The sequence below is a fragment of the Pseudomonas weihenstephanensis genome, assembly GCF_001043055.1.
Taxonomy (GTDB): Bacteria; Pseudomonadota; Gammaproteobacteria; order Pseudomonadales; family Pseudomonadaceae; genus Aquipseudomonas; species Aquipseudomonas weihenstephanensis.
In genome coordinates this window covers 99,940-115,929 of the sequence record NZ_JYLF01000003.1, presented here as the reverse complement: position 1 = coordinate 115,929, position 15,990 = coordinate 99,940, and the positions used below count along the sequence as shown (strand labels likewise).

General features: G+C 58.9%; 14 protein-coding genes. 10 read left to right on the top strand and 4 right to left on the bottom strand.

Going from position 1 to position 15,990, the window contains the following annotated elements:
* The first annotated feature begins 387 nt into the window (after positions 1–387).
* The 5 genes from def (at position 388) to TU86_RS08085 (ending at position 5,053) form a co-directional block, all read left to right on the top strand.
* A complete protein-coding gene (gene def, locus TU86_RS08105; protein ID WP_048363787.1) occupies positions 388–894 on the top strand; it encodes a peptide deformylase in 507 nt (168 codons plus the stop codon).
* Positions 895–1,055: 161 nt separating this feature from the next.
* On the top strand, positions 1,056–2,021 hold the full coding sequence (fmt, locus tag TU86_RS08100) for a methionyl-tRNA formyltransferase (protein WP_048363786.1): 966 nt from the start codon (positions 1,056–1,058) through the stop codon (positions 2,019–2,021).
* A complete protein-coding gene (rsmB, locus tag TU86_RS08095; RefSeq protein ID WP_048363785.1) occupies positions 2,018–3,328 on the top strand; it encodes a 16S rRNA (cytosine(967)-C(5))-methyltransferase RsmB in 1,311 nt (436 codons plus the stop codon). The genes fmt and rsmB overlap by 4 nt, the downstream gene beginning before the upstream one ends.
* 21 nt (positions 3,329–3,349) lie before the next feature.
* Positions 3,350–4,726 carry a Trk system potassium transporter TrkA gene (gene trkA, locus TU86_RS08090; RefSeq protein WP_048363784.1) on the top strand — a complete coding sequence of 459 codons (1,377 nt, stop codon included), beginning with the start codon at positions 3,350–3,352 and terminating at the stop codon, positions 4,724–4,726.
* A gap of 12 nt (positions 4,727–4,738) precedes the next feature.
* The gene (locus TU86_RS08085) at positions 4,739–5,053 is read left to right on the top strand and encodes a tetratricopeptide repeat protein (RefSeq protein ID WP_048363783.1); all 315 of its coding nucleotides are present in this window, start codon (positions 4,739–4,741) and stop codon (positions 5,051–5,053) included.
* 68 nt (positions 5,054–5,121) lie between these two features.
* On the opposite strand, the gene TU86_RS08080 is transcribed toward TU86_RS08085, so the two are convergent.
* Together TU86_RS08080 and TU86_RS08075 are read right to left on the bottom strand one after the other, a co-directional pair.
* Positions 5,122–6,009, bottom strand: coding sequence for a lysophospholipid acyltransferase (locus tag TU86_RS08080; protein WP_048364277.1), 888 nt, complete (start codon positions 6,007–6,009; stop codon positions 5,122–5,124).
* A 149-nt stretch (positions 6,010–6,158) separates the two neighbouring features.
* Positions 6,159–6,716 (bottom strand): DNA-3-methyladenine glycosylase I, encoded by a 558-nt coding sequence (locus tag TU86_RS08075; protein ID WP_048363782.1) that lies wholly within the window; start codon positions 6,714–6,716, stop codon positions 6,159–6,161.
* Between the two features lie 81 nt (positions 6,717–6,797).
* Here TU86_RS08075 and glyQ point away from each other — a divergent pair, with 81 nt between their 5' ends.
* The 4 genes from glyQ to TU86_RS08055 all read left to right on the top strand — a co-directional run bounded on the left by glyQ (position 6,798) and on the right by TU86_RS08055 (position 11,193).
* Entirely contained in the window at positions 6,798–7,751 is a 954-nt protein-coding gene (glyQ, locus tag TU86_RS08070; protein WP_019828634.1) for a glycine--tRNA ligase subunit alpha, read from the top strand.
* Complete coding sequence (glyS, locus tag TU86_RS08065; RefSeq protein ID WP_048363781.1) at positions 7,748–9,802, top strand: glycine--tRNA ligase subunit beta; 2,055 nt, start codon at positions 7,748–7,750, stop codon at positions 9,800–9,802. The genes glyQ and glyS overlap by 4 nt, the downstream gene beginning before the upstream one ends.
* A 9-nt stretch (positions 9,803–9,811) precedes the next feature.
* Positions 9,812–10,345 (top strand): D-glycero-beta-D-manno-heptose 1,7-bisphosphate 7-phosphatase, encoded by a 534-nt coding sequence (gmhB, locus tag TU86_RS08060; RefSeq protein WP_048363780.1) that lies wholly within the window; start codon positions 9,812–9,814, stop codon positions 10,343–10,345.
* 77 nt (positions 10,346–10,422) lie between these two features.
* Positions 10,423–11,193 carry a lysophospholipid acyltransferase family protein gene (locus TU86_RS08055; protein WP_048363779.1) on the top strand — a complete coding sequence of 257 codons (771 nt, stop codon included), beginning with the start codon at positions 10,423–10,425 and terminating at the stop codon, positions 11,191–11,193.
* Between the two features lie 213 nt (positions 11,194–11,406).
* Here TU86_RS08055 and TU86_RS08050 read toward each other — a convergent pair whose 3' ends face one another.
* Together TU86_RS08050 and TU86_RS08045 are read right to left on the bottom strand one after the other, a co-directional pair.
* A complete protein-coding gene (locus TU86_RS08050; protein ID WP_048363778.1) occupies positions 11,407–13,029 on the bottom strand; it encodes an MFS transporter in 1,623 nt (540 codons plus the stop codon).
* 90 nt (positions 13,030–13,119) lie between these two features.
* Positions 13,120–14,781 carry a GMC family oxidoreductase gene (locus TU86_RS08045; protein WP_048363777.1) on the bottom strand — a complete coding sequence of 554 codons (1,662 nt, stop codon included), beginning with the start codon at positions 14,779–14,781 and terminating at the stop codon, positions 13,120–13,122.
* A 137-nt stretch (positions 14,782–14,918) separates the two neighbouring features.
* Between TU86_RS08045 and TU86_RS08040 the strand changes: the two genes are divergently transcribed.
* Positions 14,919–15,806, top strand: a complete 888-nt coding sequence (locus TU86_RS08040) for a LysR family transcriptional regulator (protein WP_048364276.1) — start codon at positions 14,919–14,921, stop codon at positions 15,804–15,806.
* Positions 15,807–15,990 lie beyond the last annotated feature (184 nt).

Below are 15,990 nucleotides of genomic sequence, written 5' to 3'. Positions count from 1 at the left end.
GGCCACTTGGCAGAATCGCCAGGAAGTGGGCAATAAAACTCAGGCCCTGTAAGCATCCGACTCACATCTAACGCAGGCGGGGCCTGAGTTTCCAAGCCCAAAAGCGGGGGACAGAACGCCGCCACACATGTCATATCTGCTGACACAGTAGATGCCACGGGGTGGTTTCAAAGTGCTGCAAGCAGCGGCCAGCACGGCGCGCGCGCCATGCAGCCCGGCAGCTAGTCGTTTCATCCGCGGATGAATCCCTTTATTATGTTTCTTCGCGTAAAACGCCTGAACCCGAGCGGGTTCTCTCTGGAAGAGACGTTTTGCACAGGTTGCCCGAGTCCTCAGGACCACCTGACAACCGTTATCAATCTTTCATACAGTGCAGCAATTACGCCTATGGCCATCCTAAATATCCTCGAATTCCCAGACTCGCGACTGCGCACCATCGCCAAGCCCGTGGAGGTTGTGGACGACGAAGTGCGTCAGTTGATCGATGACATGTTTGAAACCATGTACGAAGCACCGGGCATTGGCCTGGCCGCCAGCCAGGTCAATGTGCACAAGCGCATCGTGGTCATGGACCTGAGCGAAGATCGCAGCGCGCCAATGGTGTTCATCAACCCGCAATTCGAAACCCTGACCGACGAGATGGACCAGTATCAAGAAGGTTGCCTGTCGGTACCGGGATTCTATGAAAACGTCGATCGCCCGCAGCGCGTCAAAATCAATGCGCTGGACCGCGACGGCAAACCGTTCGAAATGATCGCTGAAGGCCTGCTGGCCGTGTGTATCCAGCACGAATGCGATCACCTCAACGGCAAGCTGTTTGTCGATTACCTGTCTAATCTCAAGCGTGACCGGATCAAGAAGAAGCTGGAAAAGCTGCACCGCCAGAACACTTGATCGACCTTTAACGGGCACACGCGGCCTGACCCCGGGTTTCCAAGCCTCGTTGCAGGCGCTGGCTGCGAGCTTTTAAAGGCTTACGCTCGCAGCCTTCGGGGTTATTCGCCAGTCATCCAGGTGTGTATTTGCCGCCTCCCCCTATTCCAAGTGAGAACCCCATGACTGAGCCACTGCGCATCGTCTTTGCTGGCACCCCAGAATTTGCCGCTGAACACCTCAAGGCGCTGCTAAACACGCCTTACGAGATCGTCGCGGTTTACACCCAGCCGGACCGTCCGGCCGGGCGCGGGCAAAAGCTGATGCCAAGCCCGGTCAAACAACTCGCGCTGGAACACAACATTCCCGTGATGCAGCCGCCGACTCTGCGAGCACCTGACGCGCAAGGCGAACTGGCCGCGCTCAAACCGGACTTGATGGTGGTCGTGGCCTACGGATTGATCCTGCCGCAAGTGGTACTGGATATTCCGCGCCTGGGCTGCATCAACAGCCACGCTTCCTTGCTGCCACGCTGGCGGGGCGCGGCACCGATCCAGCGCGCCATCGAAGCGGGCGACGGTGAAAGCGGCGTGACCGTGATGCGCATGGAAGCCGGGCTCGACACCGGGCCAATGCTGCTCAAGGTAAAAACCCCGATCACCTCTGAAGACACCGGCGGCAGCCTGCACGACCGTCTGGCCGAGCTAGGCCCGCCTGCGGTGATTCAAGCCATCGCCGGGCTGGCGGCCGGTACGTTGCAGGGCGAAGTACAAGACGACAGCCTCGCGACTTACGCCCACAAGCTGAACAAGGACGAAGCCCGTATCGACTGGACCCGTCCGGCCAGTGAACTGGAGCGTCAGATTCGTGCGTTCAACCCGTGGCCCATTTGCCACACCACGTTGAAGGGCGAAGCCATGAAAGTGCTCGCGGCCAGCCTGTTGCCTTTCGACGCTGTCGGTAAGCCTGGCGAAATCCTTGAAGCCAGAAAAACAGGCCTGATCGTTGGTTGCGGCGATGGCGCACTCGCGCTGACCCGCCTGCAATTACCCGGTGGCAAGGCGCTGAACTTCAGCGACTTTTTCAACAGCCGTCGTGAGAAATTCGCCATCAGCACCCTCCTCGGCGCAACGGAAACCGCTCAATGAACCCGCGTCTGGCCGCCGCCAAGGCACTGACCGCCGTGCTCAACGGCAAAGCCTCGCTTAACAGCTCACTGCCGTTGCAACTGGACAAGGTCGAGGCCCGCGATCGCGGCCTCACCCAGGACCTCGCCTTCGGCACGGCACGCTGGCAACCGCGCTTGTCCGCGCTGGCCAACAAACTGCTGCAAAAACCGTTCAAGGCCGCCGATGCGGACGTTGAGGCGCTGCTGCTGGTCGGTTTGTACCAACTGCTCTACACCCGTATTCCTGCCCACGCCGCCATCGGCGAAACCGTAGGCTGCGCCGACAAACTGAAAAAACCGTGGGCCAAAGCGCTGCTCAACGCCGTGTTGCGCAATGCGCAGCGTGAAAGCGAAGCCTTGCTGGCCGAGCTGGAGCACGACCCGGTAGTGCGCACGGCGCACCCGCGCTGGCTGCAAAAATCGCTGAAAGCCTTCTGGCCTGAGCAGTGGGAAGCCATCTGCGCGGCCAACAACGCCCATCCGCCGATGATTCTGCGGGTCAATCGCCGTCATCACAGCCGCGATGCGTATCTGCAATTGCTGATCGAAGCCGGCATTGAAGCGCAACCGTGCACCTTCAGCCAGGACGGCATCGTGCTGGCCGAAGCCTGCGACGTGCGCAACCTGCCAGGCTTTGCCGAAGGCTGGATCAGCGTGCAGGACGAAGCCGCGCAATTGGCGGCCGACCTGCTCGACCTGGCACCCGGCCAGCGCGTGCTCGACGCCTGCTGCGCGCCGGGCGGTAAAACCTGCCACATCCTTGAAGTCGAACCCAAACTGGCTGGCGTGGTGGCAGTAGACCTGGAAGCCAAGCGCTTGGTGCGTGTACGCGAAAACCTGGAGCGTCTGGGCCTGAGTGCAGAATTGATCGCAGCCGACGGCCGCGATACCGCTACCTGGTGGGACGGAAAGCCGTTCCAGCGCATCTTGCTCGACGCGCCTTGCTCGGCGACAGGCGTTATCCGACGCCATCCAGACATAAAACTGACACGCCAACCTGACGACATCGCCGCTTTGGCGACCCTGCAAGGCGAGTTGCTCGACGCAATGTGGCCGACGCTGGACGTCGGTGGCATCCTGCTCTACGCCACGTGCTCGACGTTGCCGACCGAAAACACCGAAGTGATTGAAGCTTTCCTGGCCCGTACACCGGGTGCGCGTGAGCTGGACATCGCCGGGCAGTTCGGCCTCAAGCAGCCGCACGGGCGCCAGTTGCTGGCCCAGCAAGGCGGGCATGATGGCTTCTATTACGCCAAGTTGATAAAGATCGCAGCCGCGCGCGGCTAATCGAGAACAGGAAATGACGGCATGAAAATCATCATCCTCGGCGCGGGTCAGGTCGGCGGCACATTGGCAGAGCATCTGGCCAGCGAAGCCAACGACATCACCGTGGTCGATACCGACGGCGAACGCCTGCGTGACCTCGGCGACCGTCTCGACATTCGTACCATTCAGGGCCGCGCCTCGTTGCCCAATGTGCTGCGTCAGGCCGGTGCCGACGATGCCGACATGCTGGTGGCGGTGACCAACAGCGACGAGACCAACATGGTTGCCTGCCAAGTGGCGTACTCGCTGTTTCACACCCCGACCAAAATTGCCCGGGTGCGTGAATCGGCCTACTTAAGCCGGGGCAACGAGCTGTTCGACAACGACGCAATTCCGGTCGACGTGTTGATCAGCCCCGAGCAAGTGGTGACCAACTACATCAAGCGCCTGATCGAACACCCCGGTGCCTTGCAGGTGATCGACTTCGCCGAAGGCAAAGCGCAGTTGGTGGCGGTCAAGGCGTACTACGGCGGCCCGTTGATTGGTCAGCAACTGCGCCAGTTGCGCGAACACATGCCGAATGTGGACACGCGTGTTGCTGCGATTTTCCGACGTGATCGCCCGATTACCCCACGGGGCGACACGGTGATCGAGGCCGATGACGAAGTCTTTTTCATCGCCGCACGCGCCAACATTCGCGCCGTGATGAGTGAAATGCGCCGGTTGGATGAAAGCTACAAACGCATCGTGATCGCTGGTGGCGGGCAAATCGGCGAACGGCTGGCCGAGGCCATTGAAAGCCGTTATCAGGTCAAGATCATCGAGATGAGCGCCGCCCGCTGCCGCTACCTGTCGGACACCCTCGACAGTACCGTGGTGCTGCAAGGCAGCGCGTCGGACCGCGATTTGATGCTGGAAGAAAACATCGCCGACGCCGACCTTTTTCTGGCCCTGACCAACGACGACGAAGCCAACATCATGTCCTCGCTGCTGGCCAAGCGTCTGGGGGCCAAGAAGGTGATGACCATCATCAACAACCCGGCCTACGTTGACTTGATTCAGGGCGGCGAAATCGACATCGCCATCAGCCCGCAGTTGGCCACCATCGGCACCTTGCTGGCGCACGTGCGGCGCGGCGATATCGTCAGCGTGCACTCATTGCGTCGGGGTGCGGCCGAAGCCATTGAGGCGATTGCCCACGGCGACTCGAAGTCGAGCAAGGTGATTGGCCGCCGTATCGGCGAGATTCACCTGCCACCGGGCACCACCATTGGCGCGATCATTCGTGACGAAGAAGTGCTGATTGCCCACGACGCCACCGTCATCAATGCGGGCGACCATGTGATTTTGTTCCTGGTGGATAAAAAGCATATTCGCGACGTTGAGAAGCTGTTCCATGTAGGACTGAGCTTTTTCTAAGGAGCCGGACGGATGCTGGAATCACTGGAAAAAATGCTGGCCAAGGGTGTGGATAACTCACTGCTGCGCTTTGGCCTGGGCAAGGGGTATCTCGACCTCGGGGATAACCTCAAGGCGGCAGAGCATCTGCAACGCTGCGTAGGTTTTGATCCCAAGTACTCGGCGGCCTGGAAGTTATTGGGCAAGGCGTATTTGGCGGCCGGGGACCGAGCGGCAGCGCGCACCGCATGGGAGCAGGGCATTGCGGCCGCGCAGGCCCATGGCGACAAACAGGCCGAAAAAGAAATGAGCGTGTTTTTGAAGAAGCTGGATAAACAGCAGCCCTGACACGGTCCGGTGGGCGTTAACGCAGGCTGCGATGTTCTGATCTGGAAAGATCGCAGCCTGCACGGTTATCAGTACCAGCGCGCCTCGCCTGGCGGACGCTTTTTGAAGCGCTTCATGCTCCACATGTACTGGCTGGGGTAAGCGCGCACATATTTTTCGACCACCTTGCTCATGGCCGCGCACGAAGTGGCCGTGTCGGTGCTGTACATTTCTTCAGGCGCGGCTTGCAGAATCACCTTGAAGCCCGAGCCATCCGGCAGGCGCAGCGCGTGCAGGAACACCCCGACCGCTTTACCGCCCGCCAGCATGTTCGGTACAAATTTGCTGGTCAGGGCCATGGTGCCCAGGAACGGTACAAAAATACCCGCCGACTCTGCTGGCTCCGGGTCTGCCGGAATACCCACCTGACCACCTTTGCGCACCTCTTTGATGACACTCAGGATGCCTTCTTTGGTCGATGCCGCGACGCGGTTGCCCAACTGAACACGCTGCTTTTGCAGCAACTCGTCTACCGCTTTGAGTTTTGGCGGGCGATAGAAAATGATCGGCTTGCACTGGCTGCAATAGAAATGGTTGAGCACTTCCCAGTTGCCCAAGTGGCTGGTGATGCCAACCACGCCCTTGCCTGACGCCAAAGCATCCTTGAGCACGTCCAGGCCTTCAACCTCACGCACCAGATCGATCGAGCGTTGAGCCGGCCAGATCCAGGCGCAGGCGCTTTCGGTCAGGCTTTTGCCGATGTCTTTGAGGCTTTGGCCGACCAGTTGCTCACGGGCAACCGGGTCCATTTCAGGGAAGCATTTGGCCAGATTGATGCGCACCACATCGCGTGAGCGATTCGGCAGTTTCCACATCAGCCAGCCAATGGCCGAGCCCACGCGTTGCACCGCGCCCCACGGGAGCATGGCAAATAACCGCAAAGCCCCGACCAGCAGGGCGCCTTTAAACTTTTCCACAGGGTTTTCCCATTCAAAACAAACGGCCTTGTAGTCGCAGGCGAAGTACGAGGTGGCGATCAGTTGCCCAACAACCTCGCTATTGAAGGCCCTTATGGCCTTATCGCAGCCTTCGCCAGCGACTACAGTCAATGCAATTGGCCCGTATTCTAACCGCCGTTGACCAGCTGCGCGTAGCGGTCACAGGTGGTGGCGTGGTCCATGACCATGCCGCTGGCCTGCATGAACGCGTAACAAATAGTCGGGCCAACGAAGGTAAATCCGGCTTTTTTGAGGCCCTTGCTCATGGCTTCAGCCTGGGGTGTAACCGCCGGGAATTCATGGCGTTCAGTGAAGTGATTGATCTTCGGCTGGCCGCCCACGAACGACCACAAAAACTCCACCGGGTTGTCCAGCGCCAGCCAGGCGTGGGCATTGCGCCTGGCGCCCACCACTTTCAGGCGGTTGCGGATAATCCCCGGATCTTGCAGCAAGACCTCTATCTCGGCGTCCGTCATGGCGGCCAAACGCTGCACATCAAAGCCAAACATGACCTTGCGATAGTGCTCGCGTTTTTTTAAAACCGTGATCCATGACAAACCGGCCTGGAACCCTTCGAGCAATAACAACTCGAACAACCCGTGCGCATCGCGCAACGGCACGCCCCACTCTTGATCATGATAGGCCGCGTACAAAGGGTCATCCGAACACCAGAAACAACGTGCCATACAGGCTCCAAGAGGTAGAGGCGCGACCGAATCGGGTATACTCCCGCTCTTTAAATCGCAGCCCAAGAAACAGGTGAATTTGTGAGCCAGCCTACGCCAGCAGTGCGTACCTTCCAAGACTTGATCCTCGCCCTCCAGCAATACTGGGCCGAGCAAGGTTGTGTGGTGCTTCAGCCCTACGATATGGAAGTGGGCGCCGGCACATTCCATACCGCTACTTTTTTGCGCTCTCTGGGCCCAGAAACGTGGAACGCCGCTTATGTGCAGCCCAGTCGTCGCCCGACTGACGGCCGCTACGGCGAAAACCCGAACCGTTTGCAGCACTACTACCAGTTCCAGGTGGTATTGAAGCCAAATCCGCCTAATTTCCAGGAGCTGTACCTGGGCTCGCTGAAGCACATCGGCCTCGACCCGCTGGTGCACGACATCCGTTTCGTTGAAGACAACTGGGAGTCGCCAACACTGGGCGCCTGGGGTCTGGGCTGGGAAATCTGGCTTAACGGCATGGAAGTCACCCAGTTCACCTACTTCCAGCAAGTGGGCGGCATCGAGTGCTATCCGGTGACGGGCGAAATCACTTACGGCCTTGAGCGCCTAGCGATGTACCTGCAAGGCGTTGATTCTGTCTACGACCTGGTCTGGACTGACGGCCCGTTCGGCAAAGTGACCTACGGCGACGTGTTCCACCAGAACGAAGTCGAGCAATCGACTTACAACTTCGAACACGCCAACGTCGACAAACTGTTCGAGCTGTTCGATTTCTACGAAAGCGAAGCCAAGCGCCTGATCGAACTCGACCAGCCGCTGCCATTGCCGAGCTACGAAATGGTGCTCAAGGCGTCCCACACCTTCAACCTGCTGGATGCGCGCCGGGCTATTTCGGTAACGGCCCGTCAGCAGTACATCTTGCGTGTGCGTACCCTGGCCCGTGCCGTAGCGCAGGCGTATCTCGAAGCACGCGCCAAGCTGGGCTTCCCGATGGCACCCCCTGATTTGCGTGATGAAGTGTTGGCTAAGTTGGAGGCTGCACAATGAGTGCTCAAGATTTTCTGGTTGAACTGGGCACTGAAGAACTGCCGCCAAAAGCCCTCAATACCCTGGCTGAAGCGTTCCTCGCCGGGATTGAAAAAGGCCTGCAAAGCGCTGGCCTGAACTTCACCGCCAAAAAAGTCTACGCCGCGCCGCGTCGTCTGGCCGTGCTGCTGACCCAGCTCGACACCCAGCAGCCGGATCGCAGCATCAACATCGACGGCCCGCCCCGTCAGGCGGCGTTCGACGCTGAGGGCAACCCGACTCAAGCCGCCCTTGGTTTTGCCAAGAAGTGTGGCGTTGACCTGAGCGAAATCGATCAGAGCGGTCCAAAACTGCGTTTCAGCCAGGTCATTGTCGGCAAGCCGACCGCCAGCCTGCTGCCAACCATCGTTGAAGACTCGCTCAACGATTTGCCAATCCCCAAACGCATGCGCTGGGGCGCCCGTAAAGAAGAGTTCGTACGTCCAACCCAATGGCTGGTCATGCTGCTGGGCGACGACGTGGTGGATTGCACGATTCTTGCGCAAAAAGCCGGTCGTGATTCTCGCGGTCACCGCTTCCATCACCCCGAAAACGTACGCATCAGCGCGCCAGCCAACTACCTCGAAGACTTGCGCAAAGCCTACGTGCTGGCCGACTTTTACGAGCGTCGTGAACTGATTTCCAAGCGCGTGGCCGAACTGGCGACGATGCAGGAAGGGACAGCCATCGTGCCGCCAAGCCTGCTCGACGAAGTCACGTCGCTGGTTGAATGGCCGGTGCCGCTGGTGTGCTCGTTCGAAGAGCGCTTCCTCGATGTACCGCAAGAAGCCCTGATCACCACCATGCAGGACAACCAGAAGTACTTCTGCCTGCTGGACGTGGACGGCAAGTTGCTGCCGCGCTTTATCACCGTGGCCAACATCGAGAGCAAAGACGCGCAGCAAATCATCTCGGGTAACGAGAAAGTGGTGCGCCCGCGTCTGACCGATGCCGAGTTCTTCTTCAAGCAAGACAAGAAGCAGACACTCGAAAGCTTCAACCTGCGCCTGCAAAACGTGGTGTTCCAGGCCCAACTGGGCAGCGTGTTCGACAAAGCTGAGCGCGTGTCCAAACTTGCCGCATTCATTGCCCCGCGCATCGGCGGCGACGCACAGCGCGCAGCCCGTGCAGGCTTGCTGTCCAAGTGCGACCTGGCGACCGAAATGGTCGGCGAGTTCCCGGAGATGCAAGGCATTGCCGGTTACTACTACGCCCTCAACGACGGCGAGCCTGAAGACGTCGCACTGGCGCTGAACGAGCAGTACATGCCGCGCGGTGCAGGCGCTGAATTGCCGGGCACCCTGACCGGTGCCGCAGTGGCCATTGCTGACAAACTCGACACGCTGGTCGGTATTTTCGGCATCGGCATGCTGCCCACCGGCAGCAAAGACCCGTACGCACTGCGCCGTGCAGCGCTGGGTATCTTGCGCATCCTGATCGACAAAAAACTCGACCTCGACCTGACTGAAGCCGTGAATTTCGCGGTGACCGCCTTCGGCGCCAAGATCAAGTCGGCCGGGCTGGCGGATCAAGTGCTGGAGTTCATCTTCGACCGCCTGCGAGCGCGTTATGAAGACGAAGGCGTGGACGTGGCCACTTACCTGTCGGTACGTGCGTTGCAGCCAACCTCGGCGCTGGACTTCGATCAGCGCGTGCAAGCCGTTCAAGCCTTCCGTCAATTGCCGGAAGCCGCAGCCCTGGCCGCCGTCAACAAGCGCGTGTCGAACCTGCTGAGCAAGGTAGACGGCAATGTCTCGACTCACGTCGAAGCCAAGTTCTTCGACAACGCCAGCGAGTTCTCGCTGTACTCGGCCATTCAAAAGGCTGACGAAGCGGTACAACCGATGGCCGCTGCCCGTCAGTACAACGAAGCGCTCACCCGCCTGGCCGCCTTGCGCGAACCGGTGGATGCCTTCTTTGAAGCGGTGATGATCAACGCCGAAGATGCCAACGTGCGGGCTAACCGCTACGCATTGCTGGCGCGTTTGCGCGGTTTGTTCCTCGGCGTAGCCGACATTTCGCTGCTGGGCTAAGGGGCTGCCGTGAAACTGCTGATTCTTGATCGGGACGGCGTGATCAATCACGACTCCGACGCTTACATCAAGTCTGTCGAGGAGTGGTTGCCACTCCCCGGTGCGATCGAGGCCATCGCGCAGTTGAGCAAGGCCGGCTGGACGGTGGCGATTGCCACCAACCAGTCCGGTATTGCGCGCGGCTACTACGACATCGCCACGCTGGACGCCATGCACGCCCGTTTGCGGGCATTGGTGGCGGAGCAGGGTGGCGAGGTCGGCCTGATAGTGTATTGCCCGCACGGCCCTGATGAGGGCTGTGCCTGTCGCAAACCCAAACCGGGCATGTTGCGCACGATTGCCGAGCATTACGGTACTGATTTACGTGAATGTTGGTTTGTGGGTGACAGTTTGGGTGACTTGCAGGCCGCAGAGGCCGTCGGTTCACAGCCTGTTTTGGTGAAAACCGGAAAAGGCGAAAAAACGTTCGAAAAAAATCTACCGGCTACTACCCTGATTTTTGACGATCTGGCGGCAGTTGCCGCACAACTTATCCACACATAAGGCATTTTTGAACACCTGCTGACATCCGTTGCCCAGGCCTGTTCACGAATGCGTTATCCGCAACGGTAAAAGCCTCTATGTCGATCTTGCAGGCCATCAGAACTTTTTTCTTTTACCTGCTGCTGGGCACCAGTTCGCTGCTGTGGTGCTCGCTGAGCTTTTTTGTCGCCCCTTTTCTGCCGTTTCGTGCGCGTTATCGCTTTATCAACGTGTACTGGTGCCGCTGCGCACTGTGGCTGACGCGGGTGTTTTTGAACATTCACGTTGAAGTGAAGGGCGCCGAAAATATTCCGAAGCGTCCGTGCGTGATTCTGGCCAACCACCAAAGTACCTGGGAGACGTTTTTTCTCTCGGCCTACTTTCAGCCGTTGAGCCAAGTGCTCAAGCGCGAACTGCTGTATGTGCCGTTCTTTGGCTGGGCGATGGCCATGCTGCGCCCGATTGCCATCGACCGTGACAACCCGAAAGCGGCGCTCAAGCACATCGCCAAGAAGGGTGACGAGCTGCTCAAGGACAACATTTGGGTGCTGATCTTTCCCGAAGGCACCCGTGTGCCGTTTGGCACGGTGGGCAAGTTTTCGCGCGGGGGCACCGCATTGGCGGTCAACGCTGAGCTGCCGGTCTTGCCGATTGCGCACAACGCAGGCAAATACTGGCCTAAAACCGGCTGGGCGAAAAAGCCTGGCACGATTGAAGTGGTGATTGGCGCGCCGATGTACGCCAACGGCACGGGCCCACGGGCGATTGCCGAGCTCAATGAGCGGGTGCAAGCCTGGAACGAACAGACGCAGCGCGACATGGGATCACTGCCACCGGTTGCAGCGCCAGCGGATGTCGCACTGGGTTAGTGCGAATTGTGGATAACGTGTGCACAAGTTTTGGATTTCTTGCAAAAAACAGTCGTAACCCAATGATTTAAATACTTATTTCTCGGTATGACTTTTTAGCGAAAAACGTGCATAAGTTTTTCTAAGCAGAAAAAACCGGCTAATTAGCCGGTTTTTTTGTGCCCGTATCCTCTGTAAGCGCGGGCTGAGGGGAGAGCGCAATAGTGCGCAGCCTCAAACCTTATCGATATCTACATTGCGGGTTTCTTTGAGGCACAGCACTCCCACCACCAGGCTGACACCGGTGATCACCACCGGGTACCACAGCCCGTAAAAGATGTCCCCGGTGTACACCACCAGCGCAAACGACACGGTCGGCAAGAAGCCACCAAACCAGCCATTACCGATGTGATACGGCAGTGACATGGAGGTGTAGCGAATACGGGTAGGGAACAGCTCCACCATCACCGCCGCCAGCGGGCCGTAGGTCATGGTCGCGATCAGGGTCAGCAGCACCATCACCAGCACCACCATCGGTTGGTTCACGGCGCTCGGGTCCGCCTTGGCCGGATAGCCTGCGTCGGTAATCGCCGCGCGCATGGCCGCTTCGTCAAAGCCGGTGATTTTTTGCTCACCCACTGACACTTCAACCAGGGTGCCGGGCGCTGCCGCCACCGAGGTGTAGGGCAACCCTTGCTTGACCAAGAAGGTTTTGACTTTATCGCAGGGGCTGTCAAAGCGCGCCTTGCCGACGGGGTCAAACTGGAAGGTGCAGGTGGACGGGTCGGCCATTACCACGATTGGCGATTGGCGACTCGCGGTGTCGATTTGCGGGTTGGCGTAATAACTCAGTGCTTTGAATAACGGGAAGTACAGCACGGTGGCCAGCAGCAAGCCCAGCATCAGAATCGGTTTACGCCCCACACGGTCTGACAGCCAGCCAAAGAAGATAAAGAACGGTGCACCCATCACCACGCTGATAATCAAGAGGGTATTGGCCTGCGCCGGGTCCATCTTGAGCATCTGCGTCAGGAAGAACAGCACGTAGAATTGCGCGGTGTAGAAGGTCACCGCTTGCCCCGCGTTGATGCCAAACAGCGCGATCAGCACGATCTTGAGGTTTTCCCATTTGCCGAACGACTCGCGGATCGGCGATTTGCTGCCTTTGCCTTCGGCCTTCATTTTCACGAAGGCGGGCGACTCGTGCATGCTCAAGCGGATCCAGGTCGAGATGCCCAGCAGCACGATGGAGAGCAGGAACGGCAGGCGCCAGCCCCACACTTCAAACTGGTCGCCGGTCAGGTAACGGCAGCCCAGCACCACCAACAACGACAGCAACAAGCCCAAGGTGGCGGTGGATTGAATCCAACTGGTGTTAAAACCGCGTTTGCCGGGCGCCGCGTGTTCTGCGACGTAGGTGGCGGCGCCACCATATTCACCGCCCAGCGCCAGCCCCTGAAGCATGCGCAACAGCACCAGCATGATCGGTGCGGCAATGCCGATGCTGGTGTAGGTCGGCAGCAAGCCCACAGCAAAGGTCGATAAGCCCATCAGAATGATGGTCATCAGGAAGGTGTATTTTCGCCCGATCATGTCGCCTAACCGACCAAACACCAACGCCCCGAACGGCCTGACCAAAAAACCCGCCGCAAAGGCCATCAAGGCAAAAATGAACGCGGTGGTGTCGTTTACCCCGGCAAAGAACTGTTTGCTCAGGACGGTGGCCAGGGCGCCATACAAGAAAAAGTCATACCACTCGAAAACAGTCCCGAGGGATGACGCAAAAATGATTTTTCGTTCTTCACGACCTGTCGGCGCTTTCGCGACGCTGGCAGTTTGTGCGATGGAGTCTGACATTTTCAATGCCCTCGGCCCTTGGGGCCACAGTGATTATTGTTGTTGTCCACTGTCGGTTCCGGATGACTGCGACCGAAACCACGACCGCCTTCAGGCGACCGGTGTTGCTGCTGCGCGAAACCGTTCTACGGGTGTTTCTGCTGCCTGAATCGGGGTGTCGAGGATCAATTGCACGGCTTTTTCGCCAATCATCAAGGTGGGTGAACAGGTATTGCCTGACACGATATCCGGCATGATCGAGGCGTCCGCTACCCGCAAACCCGGCACGCCGTGGACGCGTAGCTCAGCATCGACCACCGCCTGAGTGTCCTGGCCCATACGGCAAGTGCCCACCGGGTGAAAAATCGTCGTACCTATACGAGCGGCGGCTTCGTACAGCTGTTGCTCGGTTTGCAGGTCTTTGCCTGGCAGGTACTCCTCGGGGCTGAAGCCTTGCAGGGCAGGGCTGGCCACGATGTTACGGGTCAGGCGAATGGCATCTGCCGCGACCTTTAAATCGTCAGGGTGGCTCAGATAATTAGGGTCGATCAGCGGCGCATCGTCCGGGTTGGCTGACCGAATATCCACGCGGCCCCGGCTCTTGGGCCGCAGGTTACACACGGATGCGGTAAACGCAGGGAAACGGTGCAAAGGCTCGCCAAAGCGTTCCAGCGATAAAGGCTGCACGTGGTACTGCAAATTGGCGGACGGTTGCGCAGGGTCTGACTTTACAAACGCCCCCAATTGGCTGGGCGCCATCGCCAGCGGACCGCTGCGATCGTAGGCGTAACGCAGGCCCATGCCTAACTTGCCCCACAGGCTATTGGCCACTTGGTTGAGGGTGCGCGCATTGCTCAGTTTGAAGATCAGACGCAGTTGCAGGTGATCTTGCAGGTTGCCGCCCACCCCAGGCAGTTCGTGCTCGACCTTGATGCCCAGGCTTTCCAGCAGTGGGCGCGGGCCAATCCCCGAACGCTGCAAAATGCCAGGCGAACCAATGGCGCCGGCGCACAGGATGATTTCACGTTGGGCTTGAATGTCATGCTCGCAGCCTTGCCAACGGGCGCGTACATGGGTGGCGCGACCTGCGGTCAGTAGCACTTTGTTGACCTGCACATCGGTCAGAACGGTCAGATTTGGACGCTTGAGGATAGGCCGTAAAAAGGCTTTGGAGGTATTCCAGCGCACACCTGCGCGCTGATTGACCTGAAAGTATCCACAGCCCTGATTGTCGCCGGTGTTGAAATCGCCCACGGTGGGAATGCCGCTTTGCGCCGCGGCTTCCCGGAACGCATCGAGAATGGGCCATGAATAACGCTGTTGCTCGACCCGCCACTCACCGTCACCGCCATGCAGATCCGCGTTGCCATCGCAGTGTTTTTCACTGCGCTTGAACAGGGGCAGTACGTCTTTCCAGGCCCAGCCCGGATTGCCCTGCTCAGCCCAGCGGTCGTAATCACCCGCCTGCCCGCGCATGTAGATCATGCCGTTGATCGACGAGCTGCCACCCAACACCTTGCCGCGCGGATAGCTCAAGCGGCGCCCTTGCAACCCGGCCTGTGCCTCGGTTTTGAAGCACCAGTCGGTGCGCGGGTTGCCAATGCAATACAGGTAACCCACCGGAATATGAATCCAGGGGTAGTTGTCTTGCCCGCCCGCTTCGAGCAGCAGCACCTTGTGGGCAGGATTGGCCGACAGCCGGTTCGCCAGCACAGAACCCGCAGGGCCCGCGCCCACGATGATGTAGTCGTATACCTGAGTGGCTGATGGCATGAAGCACCTCGCACCGGTCTTTATTTTTATTGTCCTACACCATCGTATTGATTAATTTCGAGATGAAAACGCGCGATTTTGCCCACGGCCTGTGCGTTTTTGCACAGTTGGCCCATACGCCGCACTCGGGGATGACCATGTTCGACTGGAATGACCTGCGCTACTTTCTGGAGTTACACCGCAGCGGGCGCTTGCTGACCGCCGCCAAACGCATGAACACCACCCACAGCACGGTGGCGCGGCACATTGACAGCATCGAGCGGCACTTGGGGGCCGCATTGTTTGTGCAGCATGCACAGGGGTATGAACTGACCCCCGCCGGGCAGGCGCTGCTCAAACATGCCGAAGCGATGGAAAACGTTGCCCTGCTGGCCCAGGAAGAAATCACCCAGGCCATGACGCCGCTGGGCAAGATCCGTCTGGGCGTCACCGAAGGCATTGGCATCATGTTCATCACCTCACGCCTGCGCGGTTTGTTTGAGCGCTATCCGGGGCTGGAAGTGGAATTGGTCGCGGTGCCACGGTTTGTCAGCATCCTCAACCGTGAGGCCGAAATCAGTATTCATCTGGAGCGGCCCAACGCCGACCTGTTGATCACGCGCAAACTCACCGATTACACCCTCGCGCTTTACGCCAGCCCCGCCTATCTGGAGCAGGCACCGCCGCTCAACCACCGCGATGATCTGGCGCATCACCACTGGATTGGCTACGTCGATGATCTGTTGTTCAGCCAGGAGTTGTTATTTCTCAACACCTTCTGTCGCACGCCGACCGTGACATTTCGCAGTACCAGCGTGATCGCCCAGCAGCAAGCAGCGCGTGCCGGATTAGGCATCGCAGTGCTGCCCAATTACATGGCCCGCCACGACAGCGAACTGGTGCGGGTTTTGCCACAGGAGTCCGTGCAACGCAGCTACTGGATTAGCACTCGGCGCGAGTTGCACAAGTCGGTGAGGTTACGCGTGGTGTGGGATTTTTTGCTGGCGTTATGCACAGCCGAACAAACCCTCCTGCTCGCACCGTGAACCCTTAACCGCTGCCGAAGGCTGCGTCCGATGACCTGGCCGTCGTAATTTTTGGGGTTTCGGGTAAAAACGCGAAACAGCCCACAGCTTGCGGTTAATTCCGGCAGAGGCCTGATGCCTGTTCTACAGTCATGCCCTTCAATCGGGTCTTCGCTATAGAAGCCCACGCTCTTATAACGATAAA

Excerpts from the sequence above, each read along its gene's own strand:
- def (WP_048363787.1), top strand. The coding sequence starts at position 388 with ATGGCCATCCTAAATATCCTCGAATTCCCAGACTCGCGACTGCGCACC.
- fmt (WP_048363786.1), top strand. The coding sequence starts at position 1,056 with ATGACTGAGCCACTGCGCATCGTCTTTGCTGGCACCCCAGAATTTGCC.
- rsmB (WP_048363785.1), top strand. The coding sequence starts at position 2,018 with ATGAACCCGCGTCTGGCCGCCGCCAAGGCACTGACCGCCGTGCTCAAC.
- trkA (WP_048363784.1), top strand. The coding sequence starts at position 3,350 with ATGAAAATCATCATCCTCGGCGCGGGTCAGGTCGGCGGCACATTGGCA.
- TU86_RS08085 (WP_048363783.1), top strand. The coding sequence starts at position 4,739 with ATGCTGGAATCACTGGAAAAAATGCTGGCCAAGGGTGTGGATAACTCA.
- TU86_RS08075 (WP_048363782.1), bottom strand. The coding sequence starts at position 6,716 with ATGGCACGTTGTTTCTGGTGTTCGGATGACCCTTTGTACGCGGCCTAT.
- glyS (WP_048363781.1), top strand. The coding sequence starts at position 7,748 with ATGAGTGCTCAAGATTTTCTGGTTGAACTGGGCACTGAAGAACTGCCG.
- TU86_RS08055 (WP_048363779.1), top strand. The coding sequence starts at position 10,423 with ATGTCGATCTTGCAGGCCATCAGAACTTTTTTCTTTTACCTGCTGCTG.
- TU86_RS08050 (WP_048363778.1), bottom strand. The coding sequence starts at position 13,029 with ATGTCAGACTCCATCGCACAAACTGCCAGCGTCGCGAAAGCGCCGACA.
- TU86_RS08045 (WP_048363777.1), bottom strand. The coding sequence starts at position 14,781 with ATGCCATCAGCCACTCAGGTATACGACTACATCATCGTGGGCGCGGGC.
- TU86_RS08040 (WP_048364276.1), top strand. The coding sequence starts at position 14,919 with ATGTTCGACTGGAATGACCTGCGCTACTTTCTGGAGTTACACCGCAGC.